A 21,618-nucleotide genomic window follows, 5' to 3' on the forward strand; every position below is an offset into this window, starting at 1 on the left:
ATTTTAGTTAAAAAATCACTGAATATGTGTTTTTAATAAAATTAAAATATTTATTTTTTTTATATCCTATCATTTAATAAGTGGGGTAATAAATGCATTCACATTTTTAAAAGGTTTTTTTGCGATCATTATCATAAAATGAAAATGATAATGAATTTTAAAATAAAAAAATTATTTTTTTGCTTTTAACTCATTCTGTTACAGAAATTCTGTTTTGTCTGACAGCAACACTCCGTAAGACAATAATTTTATTATATATAAAAACACAGCGTATTCCTCTGATGCAGCAATCATTTAAACTTTTTATCCCGTCATTGTCAGATGAGGGATTTGTATTTCACTTGATTTCATTTGGTTTTCACTTGTCTGTTATTTATTATTTCCCATCATTATTATCTGCCATGAATTAAACAATGCATTCTGACATCAAAGTTTCTTTAAATTACATCAATACTGCTGTGTGAAATTTTCAGCTTATTTGGATGCCGGAAAATAAATAACACCGCGTAGTGATTCTTTAATTACCGAATTTGTCAGAACTGATTGAAATCTTGTGCCCGAACGTTATGGCCTGCACGGCTATCAGGCTGGATAACCTGCCCCATAACGTTATCCGTCATTATCTCAGGGAGATATACCATGTCAGTAAAAAAGCACATTGCGAAACTTCAACAAGGAAAGGCGTTGTTTGAGCAGGGGCAACAAGCCGCCCGTCTGGCTCAGCAAACCGCAGGGATATTGGGCAGCCACGGACAGGGACTGGCCAAGCGGGCGGCAGATGGCCAGCACGCCGCCACCAAAGCCCTGCAAAAAGCCAGCCAGTTGCCGGGTGGTGGGAGCGGAAGTTCGCCCAGCGGCCTGCAATTTACGCTGATCGCCGGCAGTCTGGCACCACAAACCTTTGTCGTCACTGATTTTACTCTGAACGAACACTTTTCCCAGCCGTTCCAGCTGGAAGTGGGGCTGGCGAGTGCGGATCCGGCGATAGATTTTCCGGCCGTACTCGACCGCTCCGCCACTCTGACGATTACACAGGATGGCGTGGAAAGCCGGAGTATCACGGGTATCGTCGCCAGCTTTGAACAGGGCAATACCGGGCTGCACCAGACCACCTACCGGATGAGTATTCGCCCGGATCTGTGGCGCACCACCCTGCGCCAGAATTCGCGGATCTTCCAGCAACTGAACATTGCGGCCATTATCACCACCCTCCTGAAAGAGCACGGTATCCGTGATGTCGTCTTCAGCCTGCGCCATGCCCACCCGGAGCGGGAATTCTGTGTGCAATATCAGGAAAGTGACTTTGCATTCCTGCAACGCCTGACAGCGGAAGAAGGTATCTTCTACTTTTTTGAATGCGGTAACGGGCGCAATACGCTGGTGTTTGCCGATGATGCCGGCTCTGTCCCACCGGGCATTGTTCTGCCCTACCAGCCGGGTGAGACCAGTACGCTGGGAGAGCCGGCGGTGAGCCACCTGACACACCGGGCACAGGTTCGCCCGGCCCAGGTGCAACTCAAAGACTACACCTTCAAAAACCCGGCATGGCCGGCCGAATTCAGCCAGCAAATGAAGGAGGATACTCTCCAGCAGTTGTATTACGAACATTACGACTATCCGGGCCGTTTTAAGGATGAGGCCCACGGTAAGGATTTCACCCGTTACCGTCTGGAGGGGCTTCGCAACAATGCCGTGACAGGGCAAGGCAGCGGTCACGCGATTGCCATTCAACCGGGGCGGTTATTCACCCTGTACAACCACCCGCGTGAAGATCTGAACCAGTCCTGGCAGGTGGTGAGCGCCAGTCATGCCGGCAGCCAGCCACAGGCACTCGAAACCGCCAACAGCGGCACAGGCACCACCCTGCACAGCCAGTTCCACTTTATCCGCCATAACCAGCACTGGCGCCCGGCGCCGCTACCGAAACCGGTTATCGATGGTCCGCAGATCGCCAAAGTCGTCGGCCCGGCCGGGGAAGAAATCTTCTGTGATCAGTATGGGCGTATCCGCCTCCAGTTCCCATGGGATCGCTATGGCAAGAGCGATGACCAGAGTTCGTGCTGGATACGCGTGACCCAACCTTGGGCCGGTCAGGGCTGGGGGATGCTGGCGATCCCGCGTATCGGGCAGGAAGTCGTCGTGGATTTTCTGCACGGCGACCCGGATCAGCCGATCGTCACCGGCCGCACCTACCATGCCAGCAATATCCCACCGGGCGGGCTGCCGGGCAGCAAAACCCAGATGGCCTTCCGTTCCAAAACCCACAAAGGCGAAGGCTACAACGAGCTGTTGTTCGAGGATGCCAAAGGCAGCGAGCGGCTGGCCCTGCATGCACAGAAGGATATGCAGACGACGGTAAAAAATGACCAGAGCCTGGTCGTGGAAGCCGGTAACCGAAGCCTGCTCATCCAGACGGGGGATGAACATAAAACCGTGCAGCAAGGCAACCTGACCGAGAACATCTGCCAGAAACGCAGCACTGAAGCCAATATGGTACAGGTGAAAGCAAACGCCGGTAAAGCCGGGGCGGGGACGCAATTGTATGAAGCCCAGGATGATATCACGCTGAAAGTCGGCAGCGGCACGATTCAAATGACGAAAGCCAACATCAAAATTTCGTTCGGGGGCGCCAGTATTGAGCTGAACGACAGCGGGGTCACCGTATTAGGTGGTCAGGTTAACATCAACAAATAACGCATAGTCATTTTTAAATTGCGGCAAGCCAGAAGGAACTTCCATGAATAATCAACTTGATCTCGCGCCTTTCCACTTTAATCAAGGCGCTATTATGCTGCCCGCCAGCTGGCAGGATGCCAGTATTCTGGTGTTAAACAGCACCGATGAAAAAAATGGCACCAGTTTCACTATCTCCCGTGACAATTTGCCATGGGGGCTGGCATTCAGTCAGTTTGCTGAACGGGAAATGACGGCCATTGCCAAGCAACTGAAAGATTATGAAGCGGTAACGCATGAATCCGGTGAATTGAACGGCTTTGAAACCGAGACCTTTGAATTTCGCTGGCGTGCCCCAAGTGGTCCGGTACATCAATTAATGAGGCTGCTTAACACTCCCGGGCACGTGCTGATTTTCACCGGCACCTGTCAGGGGGAGATGACGGTGGCACAGCGGGAACAAATGCAGGCCATGATGGCAACGTTCCGGTTGCGCGATGAGTCGAAAGATAACGCCTGACAGGGAGGTGTGATATGAGTGTTTCACAGAATGTGATTATGGGTGCAGCAGCGGCAGGGCGACCCTCTCCGTCGCCTGCCACACACAATCAGACATCGCCTTCAAAAGGAGGCAAGCCTGCACCAATACCGCCACGGACAGAAAAATCCACGTCTGACCGGGCACTGGAATTTTTACAAAGTGATACCTTCTCTAATGCCACGCTGGCGACCAGTGCTACCTATGCGGTGGCAACGGGCGCGGCGGTGCCTTTTGCGGTGGGATTAGCCGCCGGTGCAGCAGGCGGAGCCGCGGGTATGTATGTCGGGGATAAAGTCGGTCACGCTATCGCCAAAGGCATGGGCATGAGCACCGTGGCAACCGAAGGTGAAAATCCGGCCAGAGAAGGTGATGCCATTGCCCATCAGAATAAAAACGCCGGGCTATGGGGGGCGCTGGGTGGGATTTTACTGGGTGCTGTTGCGGCGGTTGCGGTGGGCGCCCTGGTGGTGGCCACGGGAGGCGCGGCACTGGTGGTGGTTGCCGCTGCCGCTGCGGCCGGCGGGTTTGTCGGTGGCGCCTGTGCCGGAATTGGCGCCGCCATAGGGCAATATGGCAGCAATAAAGGCACCATTGCCAAAGGATCACCCAATGTGTTCTTTGAGGGTAAACCAGTTGCGCGGAAAGGCGACCCCGTGGTGTGCAGTGACCATCCTCCCGGTGTGGTCGCTGAAGGCGCCAAGACCGTATTTGCCAACGGCAAACCGATTGCCCAGTTGGGGCATCGCACCACCTGTGACGCCAATATCAACAGTGCCGCCGGATCCATTTTCATTACCCAGGAAACGGGAGAGGCACTCCCTATTTTACAGGAAAGCAATAAAGCCTTGCAGTGGGCGGTGGTGATTGCCGGGTTATTACCCTTGCCACGCAATAAAAAAGGGGTCACACAATCGGATAATCCGAAAAAATCGACCCAGAAACAAAGTAAAAAACCGAACGAAAACGATAACTGTGGTGACCCGGTGGATATGGCCACGGGCGACTTCCTGCAACAGTGGCCGATGCTCTCCCTGCCCGGTACCTTGCCCCTGTCATTAGTGCGTACCTATCGTTCAACCGAAAATTTTGCCGGCCTGTTCGGCCCTAAATGGTCTGATGACTGGTCGCAGCAGTTAAAGCGAGCGGGGGAAGTGACGTATTTCACCGATGCGGATGGTGTTGTCTACACCTTCCATACGCCGGATGAAAACGTGTTTTCAGTTAACCTGCATGCCGGGCATTATCTGCTGTTTGGTACCTTAACAGGCGGGTTGCACCTGTTTGATCGTCAGACGCAATTAACGCGGAGTTTTGAACAGCCCATAGGTGATAAACGGTTATTGTCTGCGATCCGTGACCGTCACAATAACCACATCACCTTCCATTATGATGACCCCTTTGGGGAGCAACAATACCGGCTGTCACAGGTTATCCATTCCGATGGTTATCGCTTATTACTGGATTACGACCAGAACCGGTTGGCTTCTATCGCGTACCTGACCGGAGAACTGCGCCAGACGCTGGTCACCTGTCAGTACAACGCACAAAATTATCTGTCAGAATGCCATTCGTTTCAGTTCAGTCATCTCTGGCACGAATACAATCCCCGTGGCGCTATGACCCGCTGGCATGACACGGATTCAACGGATGTGTCGATGGAGTATGACAACCGGGGGAGAGTAGTCTCGGTCAGCACTCCACAAGGCTACTGGCAGGATCGCTTTTTGTATGATGATGTCAACCAGGTCACTACCTATCTGGATGCAGAAGGCGGCTGTACCCGCTATTGGTACAATGAGGACGGCCAGATCACCCGCAAAGTTGATCCACTGGGGCGGGAAACCGTACTGGAATGGGATCTGAGTCATCAACTCTCTGAAACCGATCCTCTGGGCAGAAAAACACTGTTCGAATATACGCCCTACGGCGAACTGACCCAACAGACACGGCCTTCCGGTGACGTGTTTGTCTACGATTATGATGAATACGGCCAACTGTTGCAGGCCAAACTGCCGGATGGCAAAACGTGGCTTTTTCACTACAGCGATCAGGGCGCACTGGATGCGGTGACCGACCCACAGGGGCGATTGGAAGAGTACCGTTACAACCAACATGGTGAAATCCTCAGACGGGTACTGCCGGATGGCACCCAGTGGCGTTATGAATATGAACAACACCGGCTTCATGGTGTTCTGGCGCCCAATGGTTACACCACCCGCTATGAACAGGACGGGCTGGGGCGGCTGCGGGGGATGACCGATGCACTGGGTCAGCAAACCCGTTATCAGCACTGTGCATTCCATGCCAGCCCGGAAAGCAGCGTCACGGAAATTGAATTGCCGGATGGGGTAAAACAGCACATCAGCTATGACAATGAACGCCGGGTCACTGCGGTTACCGATGGCGAAGGCAATAGCACCCGTTATAGCTATGGCGCCTTTGACCTGCTGACTCAGCTCACCCGTCCGGATGGGACGGTTCTGCATTTTGGCTATGACCGCTTAATTCGCCTGAACCGCGTGACGATGGTCACCGGTGAAACGTATCGCTATGAGCGGGATTTAGCCGGACAAATTATCCGTGAAACCGATTTTACAGGACGTACGATCGACTATACCTATGACCGGGCAGGGCGACGAATCCTGACACGGTATCCCAACGGTCAGTTGATCCGGGTTTGTTATAATGCCAACGACCAGATTTTGCGGCAGGAATACTGGCAGGCCGGAAAACTGGAATATACCTTGCAGGCCGAGACTGCCTATGCCTACGACCCCAAAGGCAGGATGATCCGGGCCGTCTCCGAGGATGCGGTGGTGGAATTTGATTATGATGAGGCCGGGCATCGGATAAGTGAGCGTCTGAACGGGCGTGAAATCTCGCATGAATGGGATGACCTCAACGACCTGCCTGTCACAGAAACCCTGGGCGAAGATACGCTGCATTTGGGTTATAACCGGATGGGCTGGTTAGATCGTTTCCAGTTTAACCAACACAGCCCGCTGTCTTTACAGCATGACCCACTGGGACAGGAAACGGTGCGGGAAAGCGCCCACGGCTTTATCCTGGCCAGCCGCTATACCGCATCGGGTTTGCTGTCTCATCAGTCAGCGGGCCGGTCAACCCCCCTGTTCCGGGAAACCCTGCAACAAAACGATCCTCACTTCCCGCCACAGGCCACGGCAGTCAACCGTAGCTGGCAATATGACCGGGCATACAACATCCGGGTGATTGATGATGGCCGCTGGGGACAGACCCGTTACCGTTACAATACTAATGGTCAGATAATACAGACCCTGTATCAGGGGTCACGCCCGTATGAAGAGCAGTTCAGTTATGATGCTAATGGTAACTTAAGCCAGCATATTCCGACAGATGCGCACGGCGCAATCACACAAATCACGCAACGCCAGAAAGCAGGGCGGGTGGTGCAGCACGGCAATATCCGTTATCGTTACGACACCAGCGGGCGACTTATTGAAAAAACCGAGCAGCGTGACGGTTTCCGGCCACAAGTGTGGCGCTATCGTTGGGATGTACTGAATCAGTTAACCCAATGTGAAACCCCGGACGGCTCACGCTGGCACTATCAATACGATGCATTTGGGCGAAGAATTCGTAAACTGAAAGTGCATGATGGAAAACTGACTGCAGCCAATTTACAATTGTGGCTGGATGGAAAACCGGATTTAAGTGTTAAACCCAGTGCCATTATGGGACAGGATTATCTGTGGAGCGGTGACCAGCTTATCGAAGAAACGCCGATTTATGCAGATGGTACGCCAGTAGACGAACAACGCATCCGCTGGCTCTACGAACCCGGTGCATTAACTCCCGCTGCACGTTTTGAGCACGGCAAGCTACACTATATCGTCAGTGACCATCAGGGCACACCGCGTGAGATGTTGAATGAAGAAGGTGGGCTGGTCTGGGCGCAACGGCTGATCACATGGGGTAAGGCGGAATGCTCACAGGTGATTGCTTCTAATGATGCGGATTATCATGTCAATTGTAATCTACGATTCCTGGGCCAGTATGAGGATGAGGAAAGCGGGCTATACTACAATCGGTTCCGATATTATTCGCCGGAGACCGGGCAATATATTTCACCCGACCCCATTGGGCTTGAAGGTGGCTTTAACCCGTATTCTTATGTGCATAATCCGGCAAATTTTGTGGATCCGCTAGGGTTGACTGATTGTCCGGCAAGTCTTACTAGGGAACAAAGGCAGGCAAGGATCAATGAGCTTGCAGAGGCTAATGCACTCAGACGTTTACAAGAAATGGAAAGTATGAATCCTAGATCTCACTTCCTTGAGAGACATGGTGCCCAAACGTCTTTAGAATCCCAGCTTGGACGAGCAACTAATGGAGCGAATCCTACTACGGGAGTTCAGCAGCGTACACCGATGGCAGCAACTCGATTTGATAGTCATAGAGATCAATTAAATGCTATACAACGAGCACAAACTATTCAGCGACAATCAGGTGGCGCTGTGACTAAAGCTACAATTCCGTATGGAAGAAGAATCGGTGAAGGGTATAGCAAGACTGGCCCAACATATGGCACTTCGAGTACCGCAACAGTGATCTTAACTCCAAATGGGCAAACAATCACTGCATATCCTGTATGGGGGCGATAATGAATAAATTTGATTTAAAAACTAAAAATGAAATTTCTATATTAGTAGGTTTTCTTTCTGCTCTTGATGAGGAAGTTATCAGTGATAAAGATTATTTGTTAATTAACAATAAAAATGTTAATAATAAAGATGATCTACGTTCTGTTTCAGAAATTGTTCTCAAACCTTGGTTTTTAGAATATATACCAGCCAATAGAGATAAAGTGATTCAGTCTATTAACTTTATTATAAATGGAAAAGTTAATCTTGTTGATGTTGTTTTTTCTGAAATGAATTTTATTTTTGACTATGAAATAGAAGATAAGTCTCTTTTTTTGACAGAAATAAAAGGTTTTCTTGAAGAATATGTCAGAGGTAATGACTAACTATTTGGATTTAAGCAACTGTATTGTTCATTAATAATAAGAAATAGTGTTTTTGGAGGTTTATATCTATGGCTTATTTCGATAAAAATCAGATATAAAATATCGTTGAAATCAGCCGGAAAGATCCCCGTGATCTTCCGGCTTTTTTCTTTTTAAGAGCCGCTCAGCCCCTTGCCCTTAGCGGCTTTTATAATCACCAATCAGTTCACGCATTCGCAGCTTAATATCACTGAACTGCTCTTGCTGACGTCGATACTGTTGCTTAATCGCGCAGGTATCCTCGCTGTCAGGGATCAGCACCAGACAACCATCCAGTACCGTGCCCCGTTCAGCTAAAACCCCTTCATCTTTAGCCGCCGTGCGTGGCTCAGGCCAACAACCCTGCAGACAGGTCGGCCTGCGGCCTCCGCGTTTACCTCCCCCGCCCCGACCCCGCTGCACTGGCTGCGCCCGGCTCGCAGTCGCTGCGCTCCTCGCTCGTTCCCGTGCTCGCCATTTTCGCCCCGTGCAGCCCCCGCAGGGGGCTTCCCTTGAGTAAAGTGCCATCAACAAAACCGAGCACAATCTTTGGCTTCCGTGCCTGAGAGCGTCGCAATGCGCCGCTTGCGGGTTCTTTGCCACCCGCCCCCGCAGAACGTGCGCCCGCCGCCCAAACAAGTTGGGCCGCGTTCGCCCGTTGCCGATGGTGAAAAACCGCACAAAATCAGGTTGATTACCCCATCAATCAGAAAAAGGGGCGCTATACTGCATAACGGCTTGCGGCGGTAGCCCGGCAGAAGCGCACCGTGGCAACATGACAAAACAGCGCAAAAGTGCGTATCGGCGTTTTAAGTTCGTGGATGTGGGCTAAACGGGTAAAAACGGTTCTTTAATAAGCTGATATTCAAAGAAAAAATCACGTAAAAAAGTACGACCGCACCGGAATCGCTCCTAAGACCCGATAGGGCTGCTGGGAGGATATAATCCGTATGGCTATGTGAATAATCCTACAAACTTTATTGACCCGTTGGGTTTAGCACCTTGTCCTGTTAGAGAAGTCAACGGAGCTAAGATTTATGGTACGGGACAAAAAGATAAAACACCTGGCCATGACCAATTTTCAGAAGTAATAGCTAATAAGCTTGCCATGAGTGGTAAATTTGAAAAGATTTATTTAAATAGATCTTATAGTTTTGCTAATGGGAAGGGAACTTCAGGAAGAAGACCTGATGTTAATGGTAAAGTTCATTCAATTGAACTAACTTCAAAGACTGACATGGGTAAGAAATTACCAACACTAACTACGCGTAATGAAACAGCTATGGATAACTTACCTGTCAATAAGCAAGGTGAGATCTTAGTTTTTGAACATCCATATAAAGCTAAGGATATGAAATCAATGTTAGATGACTTGATATCAAGTATATAGGAAAAAGTTATGTACACAGGTATAGCGATATATAATTCAAGCGAACTTTCTCCAATGACAGCCTATGAGTTAGGTAGTTTATTTTTTAGTATTTTTGATATTACAATAACCGGTGCAGGGTATTTAAAATATATAAAAAATAGCGATCATGAGGGAGATCATGACTTAGTGGAAATCTCATTTATTGAGCTAAAAGAGAAGATTTTCACTCAAGAGGCAACTGCTTTCAGAATTTACTCTGAGCAAGAAAATCATACTCCGTGGTTATCTTCCTTTGGCTATATAACAAATGAATTTGGTGGTTTTTACCATATAGACATTCAGTTTCCTAATGTAAACGGCAATAATGATAAAATAATTTCATTCATTAAATTATTAGTTGAAAAAATTAATTTTTCTTATGGAATAATATATAATACTGATAAGATAACAAAAGCATTCTATTATGCAGGGGGAGATAATCTAGCAAGTATATATCCATATGAAAATCCATCTATTTTTAAAAGGGAAACACCAGGAAGATTTAATGGCAAGGAACGATACAATGATAGCATGCTAAGAATGGTCTATCCTTATAACATTATAAATAATTCTCACCTTGAGATTAAGATTGAGAATGTTAACTTAAAAAAATGGATACTAAGTGACAAAGAGAATGGCTCATTAGAAAAATTAAATGATGAACTTTGGTTATGGAAAGTAGAACAAACCTATCTTAATAAAGTCAATCAAGTTTGTGGGGAAGCAGACATTTTAATAGCTTGGAAGACTCTATCATCTAAGAAAATAGCAAAAAAATTACCTTGATTAAGAGCCGGAAGATCTTCATATTCTTCCGGCATTTAACCTTATAATATCATCATAAACTTGATAATCATTCCACAGCCCCATTATAAATCCCCCTAAAAAACATTATGTTATTTCAATAATCTACTACAGTAAAAACAAGTTGCTCTTACGTATAGGAAATAAGATGCATTCCGAAAATTCAATCCCGAAACACGACACTGTTTCCTTATTCTTTAATTTCCAAAGGAGTTTTACATTGAATACCGGTTAACTCTGACAAATCTACATCGTTTCCTGTCATGTGAAATATTTCTTTACGTCTTTGACTAAATAGATGCTGGCAATGCACACACATATCATTCACATTGTTCGGGTTTTTAATGGCTTTTAATGTCCTGACCGCATATTTACCGCACTTGCATCTGACAACATAAATCGCATTACTTTTACCGTCACTCCGTTGAGACCAAGGACGGACACCTAATACGGTAAAAAAGCCATATTTATAACCTTGAACCTGTCTCAGTATGTTGATTAAATTAGGCTCCCTTTTACTTAAGCGTAAATCATATGTCGTTTTATAAGGAATAAAATAGTCAGTGTGTTTTTTATTCTTCCTGCTCTTACGTTTTTCATTGGTATTGTTCATCATTTCTTTTAATCCATTTCTAAGAACATTCAATATATTCTAATTTAACCATTTTCATTATTAATTCAATAACGAAAAAACTAAATTGAATAGATAATCAAGAACCAAATATGTAGATCCTCACCGTCATAAACGGCGAAGCCTCAATGGGTTCGACCATTGAGGCTTCTATAATTTATCTATTACCATAAACAAGAGAGTTTATATAATAGAACATGATAAGTATAACATTTTTAGCTTAAGTCATCTTGAACTAAATGGCACTGAATTATTTGTTTTTTTGTGATAGACTTCATGAAAATTAAGTTAATGCAATGCATGCATAAAATATAAATATAAAGAGAATGGATATAGCCTCGTCCTGAATTAATAAAAGTGACAAATAAATCCAATAATACATTTTCGTTAAATAATACACTTACCCGTACCGTTAAGAATAGTTGTCCGGCCTTTAACTTCTGAAAAAATAACAAATAATCTTAAAGGTAAAATCACTTGGGAAATTGGTTAAATTAATTTAATTTTCAGTGTAATAAATAGCAAAGCCTCAAGGGCTACGACCCTTAAGGCTTCTATAATAAATATCGTCCACTCCCCCAAAGAGCATATCGATATAAACAATGACATTATAGCGCGTTAAATATAAGCCACATTGAATTAAATGGCACTCAATCATTGACGATTTTGTGATGCGATTCATAATCATTGGTGTATTTATGTGAATATAAAACCCAAATAAATAAAATTATTAATTAAAAGATTAACGTGAAAACATGACTTATTTAAATTATCAACACCATTATCAATAAAATTAAATAAAGGAAAATCTCACATTTAAACTCAATTTAAGGGATAGCGTCCTATCCCCTAAATTTTAAACGCTTAATTTACCTACTTTCCTTTGGACATCATCTTCTGCATCACCATTTGCCCGAACATGCCAGCAGATTGCCTGACCTGCCCTACGCCCTGACTCATCATGCCTGCCACATCGCCCACTCGCACACCAGCCCACGCTAACGCGCCCAACCAGACCATCGGCAGGACAATAAACAGCGTACCCATCACCAGCCCCATGATTAAATCGTCCGAGGTATTCTGAATACCCGCCAGATTAAACAGGCTGTGGGTGTCTGAGCCATACAGGGCTTCCAGCAAATAGCTGTCCAGCCAGCGGGCGGTTTCCCACCAGAAGGTCAGGAAATTCAGCGCAAAAATCACAAACGTCAGCGTGAAGACGGTCTTAAACTCATATGCCGCAAACAGCAGGATCAACGGAATTAAGATATACAGCGCCATCAGGATCACCGCCTGCATCATCGGCAGTGCCTGACGTACTGCATCGAACATCGGCATACTGAGTAATCCACCCAATAAAGCCCCTGCGGAAGTACCGATGCGGTTAGCGCCATCCAACAAAGTGGGATCGGCATTGCCGCCATATCCGGCATAAACATAGCCCTCCTGAGAAATCGTCAGATTCACCGGGCTGACCAGACGGCGGATGACCGCTTCCTGATAAGCTTGCGTATTTTTCCCCAATATTTTCAGTGTCGCTGACAGGCGCAACCATAACCCCGGATCGGCCTGCGCCAGTACCCGGTCTTTCAGGCCGGTTTTAGCGGCTGACCACCAGGCTTTACAGGTCGGATAACCGTTCGGTCCGGTATAAGGCCGCCCATTGTCCCGCCTCTCCTGCCACGGAAAATCCGCCCTAGGTGTGCGCGATTGCAGTGTCTGGTAATCCCCGGCTAAAAACGTGCGGCTGCCCAGCCAGCTGATATCATTCAGGATAATCGGATCGGTAGTGTGTTCCCGATCGTGTTGTTTCCATTGATAAAGCGCTAAGGCATAGCAATCGTGGGTAAAATCCTGCAACTCCGCCGCCAGTGCCGGGTTACTGATGCGGGTGTGCTGCACTTCAAAGCGCAGTTGCCGCAGATCCGGCCGGCAGGGAATGGAGGCCACCGCTGCCTGTGTCAGCCCCTTGGATAACCGGTGCACCACTGCCCACCAGAGCGGCACACCCGCCGTTTGGTTATTCAGGCTGGACATCACCGGCGCATATCCACTGTTATCCGGCGCTTGCGGTGTCCAGGTGCCACAGCTTCTGGCGCGGGACGGGTCATACTGAAGCGTCGTCAGGCTGACATTCACCAGCGGCACACAACACACCACCATCACGAAGAAAGCACAGTACAGGGTATTTTCAGTCCGGGCAAGCGACTGTAATCCGCCATTGCCGTCTTCTTCACCACACTCCCGCACTTTCAGCCAAATGGCGATCACTTTTATCACTAACGGCAGCGTAAACAGCCCGGTCGCAATCAGAATGTGCCATAAGCCATTATTGACGACCCAACCGAGCAATGTCAGAAAATATTCCAGATAGCTGTTGGTGGTCATCTCGCTCCCTCCATCAGCCCTGACAGGGCATATTCACCCAGCAGGATAAACAGCAGGCTGGCTGCCATCATCCGTATCAGCATTGCGCGGTATTCCGGCTGGTGTTTTACCCTTTGCCAGGTTTTCTTACCTCCCCAGCCCAGTACCGCATACAGGCATAACCGCCAGACGAACCAGACTCCCCCGGTTTGAGTCAGCCAGTGGTGAATACGGTTAAGTTTTTCTGCCTGATGCAGCCCGACCCAACCTACCGCTACAGTGATGCCCATCACCAACACGATGAGCAGTGATAACACGGCACCTTTTCTGAATACTGAATGCTTCTCTGCCATCATCCGCCTTACCTGCGCTCACGATTGGGTGCTTCCAGCTGATAAAAACGCGCATCGGTACTATCCGGCACCTGTTTTTGCGGATGCATGTTGATGCGCCGGGTATCCCGCTCAATGATGGTCAGGATGGCATTACGGGACAGTGCCTGTTTCAGCTGCATTTCATTCTTCAGGGCATTGATTTCCCGGTCCAGTGCCTCAATCCGGCGTTCACCTTCTGCCAGCGCTTCTGACTGTGCCGCCGCATTGGGTTCGGACATCCCGGTGATAAGCATGCGCCGCATCAGTAACGCCGTTTCCACTGTTTCCGCCATCGCCAACTCACCCGCTAAACGGCCCGTCAGGGCAGCCCTGTCCGGGTCGCGCTGCAACGCCTGAATGACGCCTTTGGTTACCGTCAGACTGCCGGTTTTCAGTTTCGTCAGATTGGCCATCGTCGGTTTTTCTGTGCCACTGACCAGTTTCACCAGTTGCTCGGTGTTAGTTTTGGTATGTTCTTCCAGCATCGGTGCAAAGCCCGTACCCGCTACCGTCGTACCCGCTTGGTGTTTTTCTCCGCCACTGGTGCATTCTGTCGCGTGAGCACAGGTGCGGATGGCCCGGTCGCCCAGTACGCTGACCACTGCCTCAGCCGCTTCTTGCGCATTGCTGAATTTACGGCAGGCACTGCCCCCACACTTCAGGCTACTGACCGATGACTGGCTCAGTACCGGCAATTGATTCATCATATTAAAGCCGGCACTGGCTAAATCCCGGGTCGGGCGAATGGCATTCTGGCCCTTACCGCCCTGCCGTTGTCCGCCAATCCACGGATGCCCGCTGGTGCCCGTCGCTTTGTTGCCGGCGTTATTCACACGCACCGCATCACCATCGCCGCCATTGACCAGCGTTTTGTATTCCTGCAAAGCCGCCGATTGCGTCCATTTGGTGTTCTGCGCAAAATCCATCATTTTATTGGCCATCGCCCGGCAATTGAACTGGGCTTTGTCAAACGCCACATTGGCCTGCAACACCCCGTTAGTCAGCATGTCATATAATCCCGGATTGGCCCGCTGGATAATCATCGCCGGCAGGCTGGCCACGGCACCGGTGGCACCCTGAATAACATCACCCATCAGGTTCTTAAACCCGGCCGTGATCCCGTTCAACTGATTACTGACGGTGGCTTTCAGGTCAAAATTGCCGCACATCAAATCCGAGCTCCAGCCCAGTTCTAATCCACCAAGTGTGGCAGAGCCACTGCGACTGGCGGGTTCAGATATCACCGAACCGCCTCCCAGGGTATAGAACAGCGTATCGGACACCGCACCGCTGGCTTCTGCCCCATAGCCCAGTGCGCTCCGGTTCACCTGTGGTAATGTCAGGGACAGTCCCGTATCGTTGGCCTGTGCGAAAGAAATGGCCAGTCCACCGACTATCAGCAATAACGTGTTTATTTTCGTCATGATTTATCCCTTTTTCAGATATCCGTACTGCTGAGAAAACGCTGTCCGCGCCGCTGACAGCAACTGTAAGGCTGCCACAGGGCATACGCCTGATTGCCGTTGCCTGCCGCCGTGTGCTCACCATCAGGAAACACGGCACAGGACTGACTTAACTGCGGTGATAACCGCTGCCATTGGTGATTTTGGGTGCCGGTATTTTCGGTGACCGATTCGGGTGGCCAGTAACCGGCGGTGCGTGTGCCTTTCAGAGGCTGATAAACATGGGGTTGCCCGGCACGGGTGATGATATCCGCGACCCGTTGTGCGACCACTGCCGCAGCCTTGTCATCATCGGTCTGATTGACAAACCCTGAGCGCGGATAAATATGACCCCACATATTAGCGGTCATCTGGCTGCCCAGCTCCCGCTGACCGGGAATAAGGGCTTCCGGGTAAAACGATTCCGGTAAACCAGAGCGCCACGCTACCGTATCCAGCGTGCTGAGAAAATAAGGTATCAACGGGGTGGCTGCACTGCGGCAGGAATAGCCGGGAATTTGCCCGCCTATCAGGTTGGTTGCGGGATGCCCAATGGCATCGGCATATTTAAAGCGCAGGCTGGTACGCCGTTGCCCGGCAATCTGAATATTGTGATTCCCCCCGCTGGCATTCAGGTGAGATAACGCTCCGGTCACCGCATTTTCCACGCCACCGGAGAGTTGACTGACCTGTGCCATTTCTGTCCACGGATTACCACCAGAAGCTTGATAGGCAGACACCACCACTTCGGGGAGATAATGGGTCACCTTAACCGATGTTTTCACGGTACAGCCGTGCAAGCCACAGAGCAGCCAGTAACAGATACCACTGACCCGCCACTGAATACAGGACGGCGAAAGACTGCTGGTGACAATCTGGGCGGTGTTGATTGAAGCTTGCGTAACCGGAGTAAATGCCGCTATCAGGGTGATGAGTGCAGGAAACGTCACACGTTGAAGACTCATGGCTGATGTTGCTCCCTGAGTGCGTTTGCTTTGACTACATCCGTCGTGCCATACACCACATCCCGATCATCAAAAACCACTGCCGGATACTTTTGCACACCTAATTGCCATGCCTGCACCACGGCACGATAAGCCTTGATCAGTTGCTGTTCCTGCTGACGCCATTGGGGTGATTGCAGCATCGCCTGTGACTGAATCGCGGCTTGCTGGGGATCGGTGGGAAGGTGGGCGAAGATTTGCTTTTGCTGTTGTTCAGCCTTATCCAGCCAGACTACGTGACTGTCCGGCGTCAGATTTATCGGCGGGTGCTGACTGTCAGTATACACCACTGTCCCCGCACTCCCTGTCACACTCCATCCCAGCAAACACACTAAATACGGCTTTTTCATCCTCTCCACCTCTGTTGCAACCCCTCAGACCAGCGTGAAGAAAGCCACAGTAAAAGTCAGCCCGTAACTGATTTTCCGAAAATGAAAATAAACACACCGGTCGGTTAAGTGGTTCCCTTAATGCCGATAACACTGACATTCTCTGCATGATATTCCCGGGTGCCTATGTAATAACAGCCCGGATTGACTGGCAGACAAAATTGGTTATGGACCAAATGAAAAATATGCCGATAAAACAGTTAGCATCCGATCATAATGAACAAAAAGGACACGCATAAATAGCGGGCCTGGCCTGTTGCCCGGCTATCGGATGGCGTAAGTCATGAGAAACTGGGAGGAAAACAGCAGAAGTCCCATGAAAATAAGGAAAATGACCCGCTGTCAATGAAAAAACACCTGACGAAGTTGCAGTAGGGGCACTCCCTGCCGGAAAAAGGCAGGCAGGCGGCAACGCCGACTGATACACGCTGACCACAATTATCTATTTTGAAAAGGGAGACAATACATGATAAATCCAATGCAAAACGGAATAACCATTCCAGAAGGCTGGTTTCTTCTTATTAATGGCGAGATCCCCTTTTATTGCGATTTTGGATGCACTGTCGCCGATTTTGCGGCAGCGGGAAAACTGATCGGCTATAACAACAAAAACGGTATTTATTTCAAGTTCGCCTATGAATCCACCGACATAAAAGGATGTGAACCGCCACCGGGAATATATGTTCTGACTATCAGAAAATACAATTACACAAACAATTCCAGTCATTTTGGCCGCTGTGTTTATGTGGAAGTGAAACAGACGCAATGCCCGAAAGAATTTAAAAATATCATGACGGATATGTTAAAAATGTCGGAAGAACAGTCCACTTTTGAAGACATAAAACGGCCAAAGCCACAAGGAAAATGCACACCTCAGTTACAGCAGTGCATTAATGATTTTTTTACCTGCGTTAAGAAAGATCGCACGGATGAAATTATGGCCTTAGTCACCTCTTCAATGTATGAAGACGGAGAAAAAGATATTCTTTATTTGCGTGAATTGTACTATGGAGACGATGAAAATCCCTATCAGGGAAATAATTTTATTAAAAGTGAAATACATAAAAAAGTGGTATCGGAGATCTACAACTACTTTGAATCACTCGATAAGACAAGAAAACTTGAAAATGGCCGGGATCTTTTTCCCTTTCTTTTTCGTTCCCCAAAATATGATATCAGTGCCATTGTGCCTAAAAATGTGAGCTTATGCGAAGTGTTTATGAACATGAGCCATCTTCAGAATGAAAAAATCATGTGATAAAGCGTCAGAAGACTACTTATCTTCCGGTTTGGCCTGTATCTATAGAAAGATCAGGCCAATAACGCACTAATCCTGCCGGATAATACCATTAAAAGTGTAAAGGTATTCGGGTTAAATCAGGATCACCGTTCGACAGTGATCGTTATCAGATTAAAGATACAAGATGGCCACCCCCACCCTGTAGGCGTAAGTCGACAAGGTGATTTCTTTTACATGAGGCCATCATCATGAATAACATGGCACTTATCGGTATCGATCTTGGCAGGCATTCTTTTCATATCCACTGTCAGGATAAATCAGGGAAAGCTCTTCTGCATAAAAAGTTTACACAAACTAAGCTGATGGAATTTTTAGCCGGATGTTCCTCTGCAACTGTTGTGATGGAGGCTTGTGCTGATGCCCATTTCATGGCAAGACGGATCGCTGATTTAGGGCATGAAGCTAAATTAATTTCTCCTCAATTTGTCCGACCTTTCGTTAAAAGCAATAAAAATGATTTTATTGATGCCGGAGCGGTATGCGAGGCAGCATCACGTCCTTCAATGCATTTTGTTCAACCCAAAACGGCAGCGCAACAGACAATGCGTACATTACATCGGGTTTGGGAGTCACTGATCAGGGATAAAGTCAAAACAACTAACCAGGTGCAGAGTTTCTTGCTGGAGTGCAGGATTAGCTTACCGAGGGGGAGAGGCTGTTATGAAGCGCTTATCTTTAGTATTAACTCCCGGATTATCTGCTCCGCTTGTTGATGCGATTCCATGCCCATTATCTTTACCTTGTGGAACAAATAGCCGGGTTGGCAGCTGAGCTAAAACAGACAATAACAACAGATGACGCAACTCAGCGTCTCATGTCGATCCCTGGCGTTGGTCTCATCACGACCAGCTTACTTTCTTCTCAGTTGGGTGATGGCAGACAGTATGCAAAAAGTCGTGATTTTGCTGCCCGCAGTATTAGCTGCGACAAGGTTGATGTTATGAACTCCCGCTCCTCACGGAGGAAGATGGGAATTCATCAATAAAATCTAGCTGAATTTGATCCCATTCCTGTTCGATCAACTTACGCTTGATGGGCTTTTTCAGTTTGATATCCACATCAGCGCTTACATTAGCCTCAAATTGTTTGTTTAAACCGGACATAACGCAGTGAAAACTTATAGACAAACATATCCCGTGTGCCGAATCGTTCACGGTGGCACAAAATATAGATGTTACATTTTCTCGCCAGCTAACTCCATTTGAACCTGTTCGGGGAAATGCGCCTTGACGGTGGCTTAACTGAATAGTTAGAAAGTATCTGCTGATTTCTGGTTGAAAAAATAGGTTCTCCAACGGAAAGCTTCCTATTTTTTATCCTCAGTTTTCATCGCAGACAGGGGTTCTCTGCTTAAAATTGGGCACTGCTCTTGAATAGAGCAACATCTGATTATTCCTGATTTAATTCAAACAGATTGTTTATCGTGTAAAATTAATCACGTTACAAAAATAATTATATCTAATTATTTCATGATATTTTATCTTTATAAAATAGTACCCTTATTCTATTTTTTATCAGGAGCCATAATAATGGAAGAGCAAGCAAGCTATGATTCAATTGGAGAACATTACGAACAGTTTTCTAATACGGTAGCCCAGCGACAGTCTGAACTTCGGGATATACTCAACATGGTCGGTGAGATACAAGGAAAGTCAGTTCTGGATCTAGCTTGCGGGTATGGTTATTTTGGGCGGGAATTGCACCACCGCGGGGCTTCAAAAGTGGTTGGCGTCGATATCTCTGAAAAAATGATTGAACTCGCTAAAATCAAGTCAAAACTGTATGGTGATAATATTGAGTTCCATGTACAAAATGTATGTGAAATGAAATTAGATGAAAAATTTGATATCGTTATTGCCGCTTTTTTATTCCACTATGCAGAATCCACAGAAGAACTGGAAACGATGTTTCAGGCAGCCGCTGAGCATTTAAAACCTTCCGGCAAATTAATTGCTTATATGGCATCACCTGATTATCGGTTAGAAAGCGGAAACTGTGAGAATTATGGTTTTAAGATTTTGAGCGAAGAGCCCTGGAAAAATGGCTTCCGTCACCAGGCCGAATTTCTGTCAACCCCCCCAAGCCCTTTCACGTTTTATCGTTGGAGCCGTGAGAGTTATGAAAAAGCGCTTAAAAAAGCAGGATTCGATCATTTTCGCTGGCAAAAACCAACGGTCTTAGACAGCGATTTAGTGCGTTACCCTCAAGGCTTTTGGGATAATTACCTGCAAAATTGTGTCCATACCGGACTTATTTGCCAGTTTTAAGCTCACTCCCCATTCCTTCCGCATTACGATTGAATTTAATTCAATCGGATATCAACATTTATATAAATAGACATTGAAAAAAATGCCGGGTCCAGCCCGGCCCTAGCCACAATACTCACATTCTCATTTTTTATTTTTATGATATTTATTGGTTATTCATCATTGTTATTGGATCTAATAGCAATAATTTATCAACAGCAAATGGCGACAGGGTGAGTGAATGTGTTAATTCAGCAGACAGGACAAGTGCAGCGCAGCGTTGGGCGAAATAGACACTTTCCTTAAAATCCATACCGGCTAACGCGCAATGCACTAATCCCGCCATCATTGCATCACCCGAGCCCGTGTTATTGACAATATCAACAGGAAATGCCGGAGAGTGACCCGATATATAATCTAACTCACTGTAGTAAACACCGTCAGCGCCCATACTTAAAACTACCCGCTGAACTCCTTGTTCATGAAACCATGATGTGACCAACTTAGCCTCTTTTATTGAGTTAATTTTAATGCCACTGATTTTTTCTGCTTCCAGCCGGTTGGGTCTGATAGTATGAATATAGGATAGCCAGTTACGTAGTATACCCGCCTTATATGACGAGACAGGATTAACAAATATGGGCACGTTACCAGAGTTTTTAAATAACCATTCCAGAGCATCCTCTCTCAAATTGCAATCGATACTCAATATGCCTGCCCGCTCAATGAGCGCTTTAGATTTATTTAGCAACTCAGGCGTGAGTTTTTTCAAAATATCCATATCACTCACGGAGGTGTGCGGTTCACCATGACTATCCACTATTGAATGATAAATCGAAGTTCTTTCATCATTAAGTTTATGAGAATGGCTAAGATCAACACCGGCTAACCGGGTTTCTCTGAACAGTCTTTTTCCATATGAATCATCACCAAAAACAGAAATTAAATAGCTGTCATTCTTTAACGCGGCAATGTTATGCGCCACATTTCGGGCAACACCACCTAGCGTATATTTTGTTTTCCCTGGGTTGGAATCTTTCTTTAATAATTCAGTCGAAGCGAAGCTGGTAATATCCATGTTGGAAGCCCCCACCGTCACGGCATAATTTCCACTGGAAAAAATGTATCCTTTTCCTTTTATATGCCCTTTTTTTTGTAGGTTAAGGATATATCCTGCGACGCTTGAACGACTAATGCCAATAATATCAGCGATTTCTTTTTGGGCGAGAAACGGATTTTTCCTGAGAAGTTGTAATATTCTAAACTCCAGATTATCCATTTTTCTCATATTATGCCCTTTATTGTTTTTAAACATAGTTGTTTTTATTCCATTGATTACTGACAGTAAAGCGTATTTTTATACATTATGCTGGTAGTGAGAAAGCGATCGAAAACTCAATGATATATTAT

Annotated in this window: 16 protein-coding genes and 2 pseudogenes; 9 read left to right on the forward strand and 9 right to left on the reverse strand. The window is 47.1% G+C overall.

Annotation, left to right across the window (positions count from 1 at the left end; genetic code table 11):
- Positions 1 to 639: 639 nt before the first annotated feature.
- Genes AB204_RS16010 through AB204_RS16025 form a run of 4 tightly spaced genes read left to right on the forward strand, consistent with a single transcriptional unit; the run spans position 640 to position 8,222 of the window.
- Positions 640 to 2,694, forward strand: coding sequence for a type VI secretion system Vgr family protein (locus AB204_RS16010; protein WP_047964376.1), 2,055 nt, complete (start codon positions 640 to 642; stop codon positions 2,692 to 2,694).
- A gap of 43 nt (positions 2,695 to 2,737) precedes the next feature.
- Positions 2,738 to 3,193 (forward strand): DcrB-related protein, encoded by a 456-nt coding sequence (locus AB204_RS16015; RefSeq protein ID WP_047964377.1) that lies wholly within the window; start codon positions 2,738 to 2,740, stop codon positions 3,191 to 3,193.
- A 14-nt stretch (positions 3,194 to 3,207) separates the two neighbouring features.
- Positions 3,208 to 7,857 (forward strand): RHS repeat-associated core domain-containing protein, encoded by a 4,650-nt coding sequence (locus AB204_RS16020; protein ID WP_235428108.1) that lies wholly within the window; start codon positions 3,208 to 3,210, stop codon positions 7,855 to 7,857.
- Positions 7,857 to 8,222: a hypothetical protein gene (locus tag AB204_RS16025; RefSeq protein ID WP_047964378.1), complete on the forward strand. Its 366-nt coding sequence runs from the start codon at positions 7,857 to 7,859 to the stop codon at positions 8,220 to 8,222. Before AB204_RS16020 ends, AB204_RS16025 begins: the two co-directional genes overlap by 1 nt.
- Positions 8,223 to 8,399: 177 nt before the next feature.
- On the opposite strand, the gene AB204_RS23095 is transcribed toward AB204_RS16025, so the two are convergent.
- A complete protein-coding gene (locus AB204_RS23095) occupies positions 8,400 to 8,768 on the reverse strand; it encodes a hypothetical protein (protein WP_152671553.1) in 369 nt (122 codons plus the stop codon).
- Positions 8,768 to 9,022 (reverse strand): hypothetical protein, encoded by a 255-nt coding sequence (locus AB204_RS22845; RefSeq protein WP_161796576.1) that lies wholly within the window; start codon positions 9,020 to 9,022, stop codon positions 8,768 to 8,770. Before AB204_RS22845 ends, AB204_RS23095 begins: the two co-directional genes overlap by 1 nt.
- 134 nt (positions 9,023 to 9,156) lie before the next feature.
- Here AB204_RS22845 and AB204_RS16035 point away from each other — a divergent pair.
- Together AB204_RS16035 and AB204_RS16040 are read left to right on the forward strand one after the other, a co-directional pair.
- Positions 9,157 to 9,630 (forward strand): annotated as a pseudogene (locus AB204_RS16035) (RHS repeat domain-containing protein); the annotation flags it as partial.
- A 9-nt stretch (positions 9,631 to 9,639) separates the two neighbouring features.
- Positions 9,640 to 10,437, forward strand: a complete 798-nt coding sequence (locus AB204_RS16040; RefSeq protein WP_047964380.1) for a hypothetical protein — start codon at positions 9,640 to 9,642, stop codon at positions 10,435 to 10,437.
- Positions 10,438 to 10,645: 208 nt separating this feature from the next.
- Here the strand turns inward: AB204_RS16040 and AB204_RS16045 are convergent, their stop codons facing one another.
- The 6 genes from AB204_RS16045 to AB204_RS16070 all read right to left on the reverse strand — a co-directional run bounded on the left by AB204_RS16045 (position 10,646) and on the right by AB204_RS16070 (position 16,623).
- Complete coding sequence (locus tag AB204_RS16045) at positions 10,646 to 11,071, reverse strand: hypothetical protein (protein WP_235428109.1); 426 nt, start codon at positions 11,069 to 11,071, stop codon at positions 10,646 to 10,648.
- A gap of 888 nt (positions 11,072 to 11,959) precedes the next feature.
- Positions 11,960 to 13,474, reverse strand: a complete 1,515-nt coding sequence (locus AB204_RS16050; protein ID WP_047964381.1) for a conjugal transfer protein TraG N-terminal domain-containing protein — start codon at positions 13,472 to 13,474, stop codon at positions 11,960 to 11,962.
- Positions 13,471 to 13,809: a hypothetical protein gene (locus AB204_RS16055; protein WP_200898254.1), complete on the reverse strand. Its 339-nt coding sequence runs from the start codon at positions 13,807 to 13,809 to the stop codon at positions 13,471 to 13,473. The genes AB204_RS16050 and AB204_RS16055 overlap by 4 nt, the downstream gene beginning before the upstream one ends.
- 5 nt (positions 13,810 to 13,814) lie before the next feature.
- A complete protein-coding gene (locus AB204_RS16060) occupies positions 13,815 to 15,251 on the reverse strand; it encodes an integrating conjugative element protein (RefSeq protein ID WP_047964382.1) in 1,437 nt (478 codons plus the stop codon).
- Between the two features lie 14 nt (positions 15,252 to 15,265).
- A complete protein-coding gene (locus AB204_RS16065) occupies positions 15,266 to 16,234 on the reverse strand; it encodes a TIGR03756 family integrating conjugative element protein (protein WP_047964383.1) in 969 nt (322 codons plus the stop codon).
- Positions 16,231 to 16,623, reverse strand: a complete 393-nt coding sequence (locus AB204_RS16070; RefSeq protein ID WP_047964384.1) for a TIGR03757 family integrating conjugative element protein — start codon at positions 16,621 to 16,623, stop codon at positions 16,231 to 16,233. Before AB204_RS16070 ends, AB204_RS16065 begins: the two co-directional genes overlap by 4 nt.
- 505 nt (positions 16,624 to 17,128) lie before the next feature.
- On the opposite strand from AB204_RS16070, the gene AB204_RS16075 reads away from it, so the two are divergent.
- The 3 genes and pseudogenes from AB204_RS16075 (at position 17,129) to AB204_RS16085 (ending at position 20,229) form a co-directional block, all read left to right on the forward strand.
- Entirely contained in the window at positions 17,129 to 17,920 is a 792-nt protein-coding gene (locus AB204_RS16075; RefSeq protein WP_047964385.1) for a hypothetical protein, read from the forward strand.
- 230 nt (positions 17,921 to 18,150) lie between these two features.
- Positions 18,151 to 18,872: pseudogene (locus AB204_RS16080) on the forward strand (IS110 family RNA-guided transposase); the annotation flags it as partial.
- A 619-nt stretch (positions 18,873 to 19,491) separates the two neighbouring features.
- Positions 19,492 to 20,229: a class I SAM-dependent methyltransferase gene (locus tag AB204_RS16085; protein WP_047964386.1), complete on the forward strand. Its 738-nt coding sequence runs from the start codon at positions 19,492 to 19,494 to the stop codon at positions 20,227 to 20,229.
- Between the two features lie 145 nt (positions 20,230 to 20,374).
- Here the strand turns inward: AB204_RS16085 and AB204_RS16090 are convergent, their stop codons facing one another.
- A complete protein-coding gene (locus AB204_RS16090; RefSeq protein ID WP_047964387.1) occupies positions 20,375 to 21,523 on the reverse strand; it encodes a PfkB family carbohydrate kinase in 1,149 nt (382 codons plus the stop codon).
- Between the last annotated feature and the right edge of the window lie 95 nt (positions 21,524 to 21,618).

Source organism: Xenorhabdus khoisanae, from assembly GCF_001037465.1.
Classification (GTDB): Bacteria; Pseudomonadota; Gammaproteobacteria; order Enterobacterales; family Enterobacteriaceae; genus Xenorhabdus; species Xenorhabdus khoisanae.

What these genes read in the sequence shown, in the direction of transcription:
- AB204_RS16010 (WP_047964376.1), top strand. Translation starts at nt 640, where the DNA reads ATGTCAGTAAAAAAGCACATTGCGAAACTTCAACAAGGAAAGGCGTTG.
- AB204_RS16015 (WP_047964377.1), top strand. Translation starts at nt 2,738, where the DNA reads ATGAATAATCAACTTGATCTCGCGCCTTTCCACTTTAATCAAGGCGCT.
- AB204_RS16020 (WP_235428108.1), top strand. Translation starts at nt 3,208, where the DNA reads ATGAGTGTTTCACAGAATGTGATTATGGGTGCAGCAGCGGCAGGGCGA.
- AB204_RS16025 (WP_047964378.1), top strand. Translation starts at nt 7,857, where the DNA reads ATGAATAAATTTGATTTAAAAACTAAAAATGAAATTTCTATATTAGTA.
- AB204_RS23095 (WP_152671553.1), bottom strand. Translation starts at nt 8,768, where the DNA reads ATGGCACTTTACTCAAGGGAAGCCCCCTGCGGGGGCTGCACGGGGCGA.
- AB204_RS16040 (WP_047964380.1), top strand. Translation starts at nt 9,640, where the DNA reads ATGTACACAGGTATAGCGATATATAATTCAAGCGAACTTTCTCCAATG.
- AB204_RS16045 (WP_235428109.1), bottom strand. Translation starts at nt 11,071, where the DNA reads ATGATGAACAATACCAATGAAAAACGTAAGAGCAGGAAGAATAAAAAA.
- AB204_RS16050 (WP_047964381.1), bottom strand. Translation starts at nt 13,474, where the DNA reads ATGACCACCAACAGCTATCTGGAATATTTTCTGACATTGCTCGGTTGG.
- AB204_RS16055 (WP_200898254.1), bottom strand. Translation starts at nt 13,809, where the DNA reads ATGATGGCAGAGAAGCATTCAGTATTCAGAAAAGGTGCCGTGTTATCA.
- AB204_RS16060 (WP_047964382.1), bottom strand. Translation starts at nt 15,251, where the DNA reads ATGACGAAAATAAACACGTTATTGCTGATAGTCGGTGGACTGGCCATT.
- AB204_RS16065 (WP_047964383.1), bottom strand. Translation starts at nt 16,234, where the DNA reads ATGAGTCTTCAACGTGTGACGTTTCCTGCACTCATCACCCTGATAGCG.
- AB204_RS16070 (WP_047964384.1), bottom strand. Translation starts at nt 16,623, where the DNA reads ATGAAAAAGCCGTATTTAGTGTGTTTGCTGGGATGGAGTGTGACAGGG.
- AB204_RS16075 (WP_047964385.1), top strand. Translation starts at nt 17,129, where the DNA reads ATGATAAATCCAATGCAAAACGGAATAACCATTCCAGAAGGCTGGTTT.
- AB204_RS16085 (WP_047964386.1), top strand. Translation starts at nt 19,492, where the DNA reads ATGGAAGAGCAAGCAAGCTATGATTCAATTGGAGAACATTACGAACAG.
- AB204_RS16090 (WP_047964387.1), bottom strand. Translation starts at nt 21,523, where the DNA reads ATGTTTAAAAACAATAAAGGGCATAATATGAGAAAAATGGATAATCTG.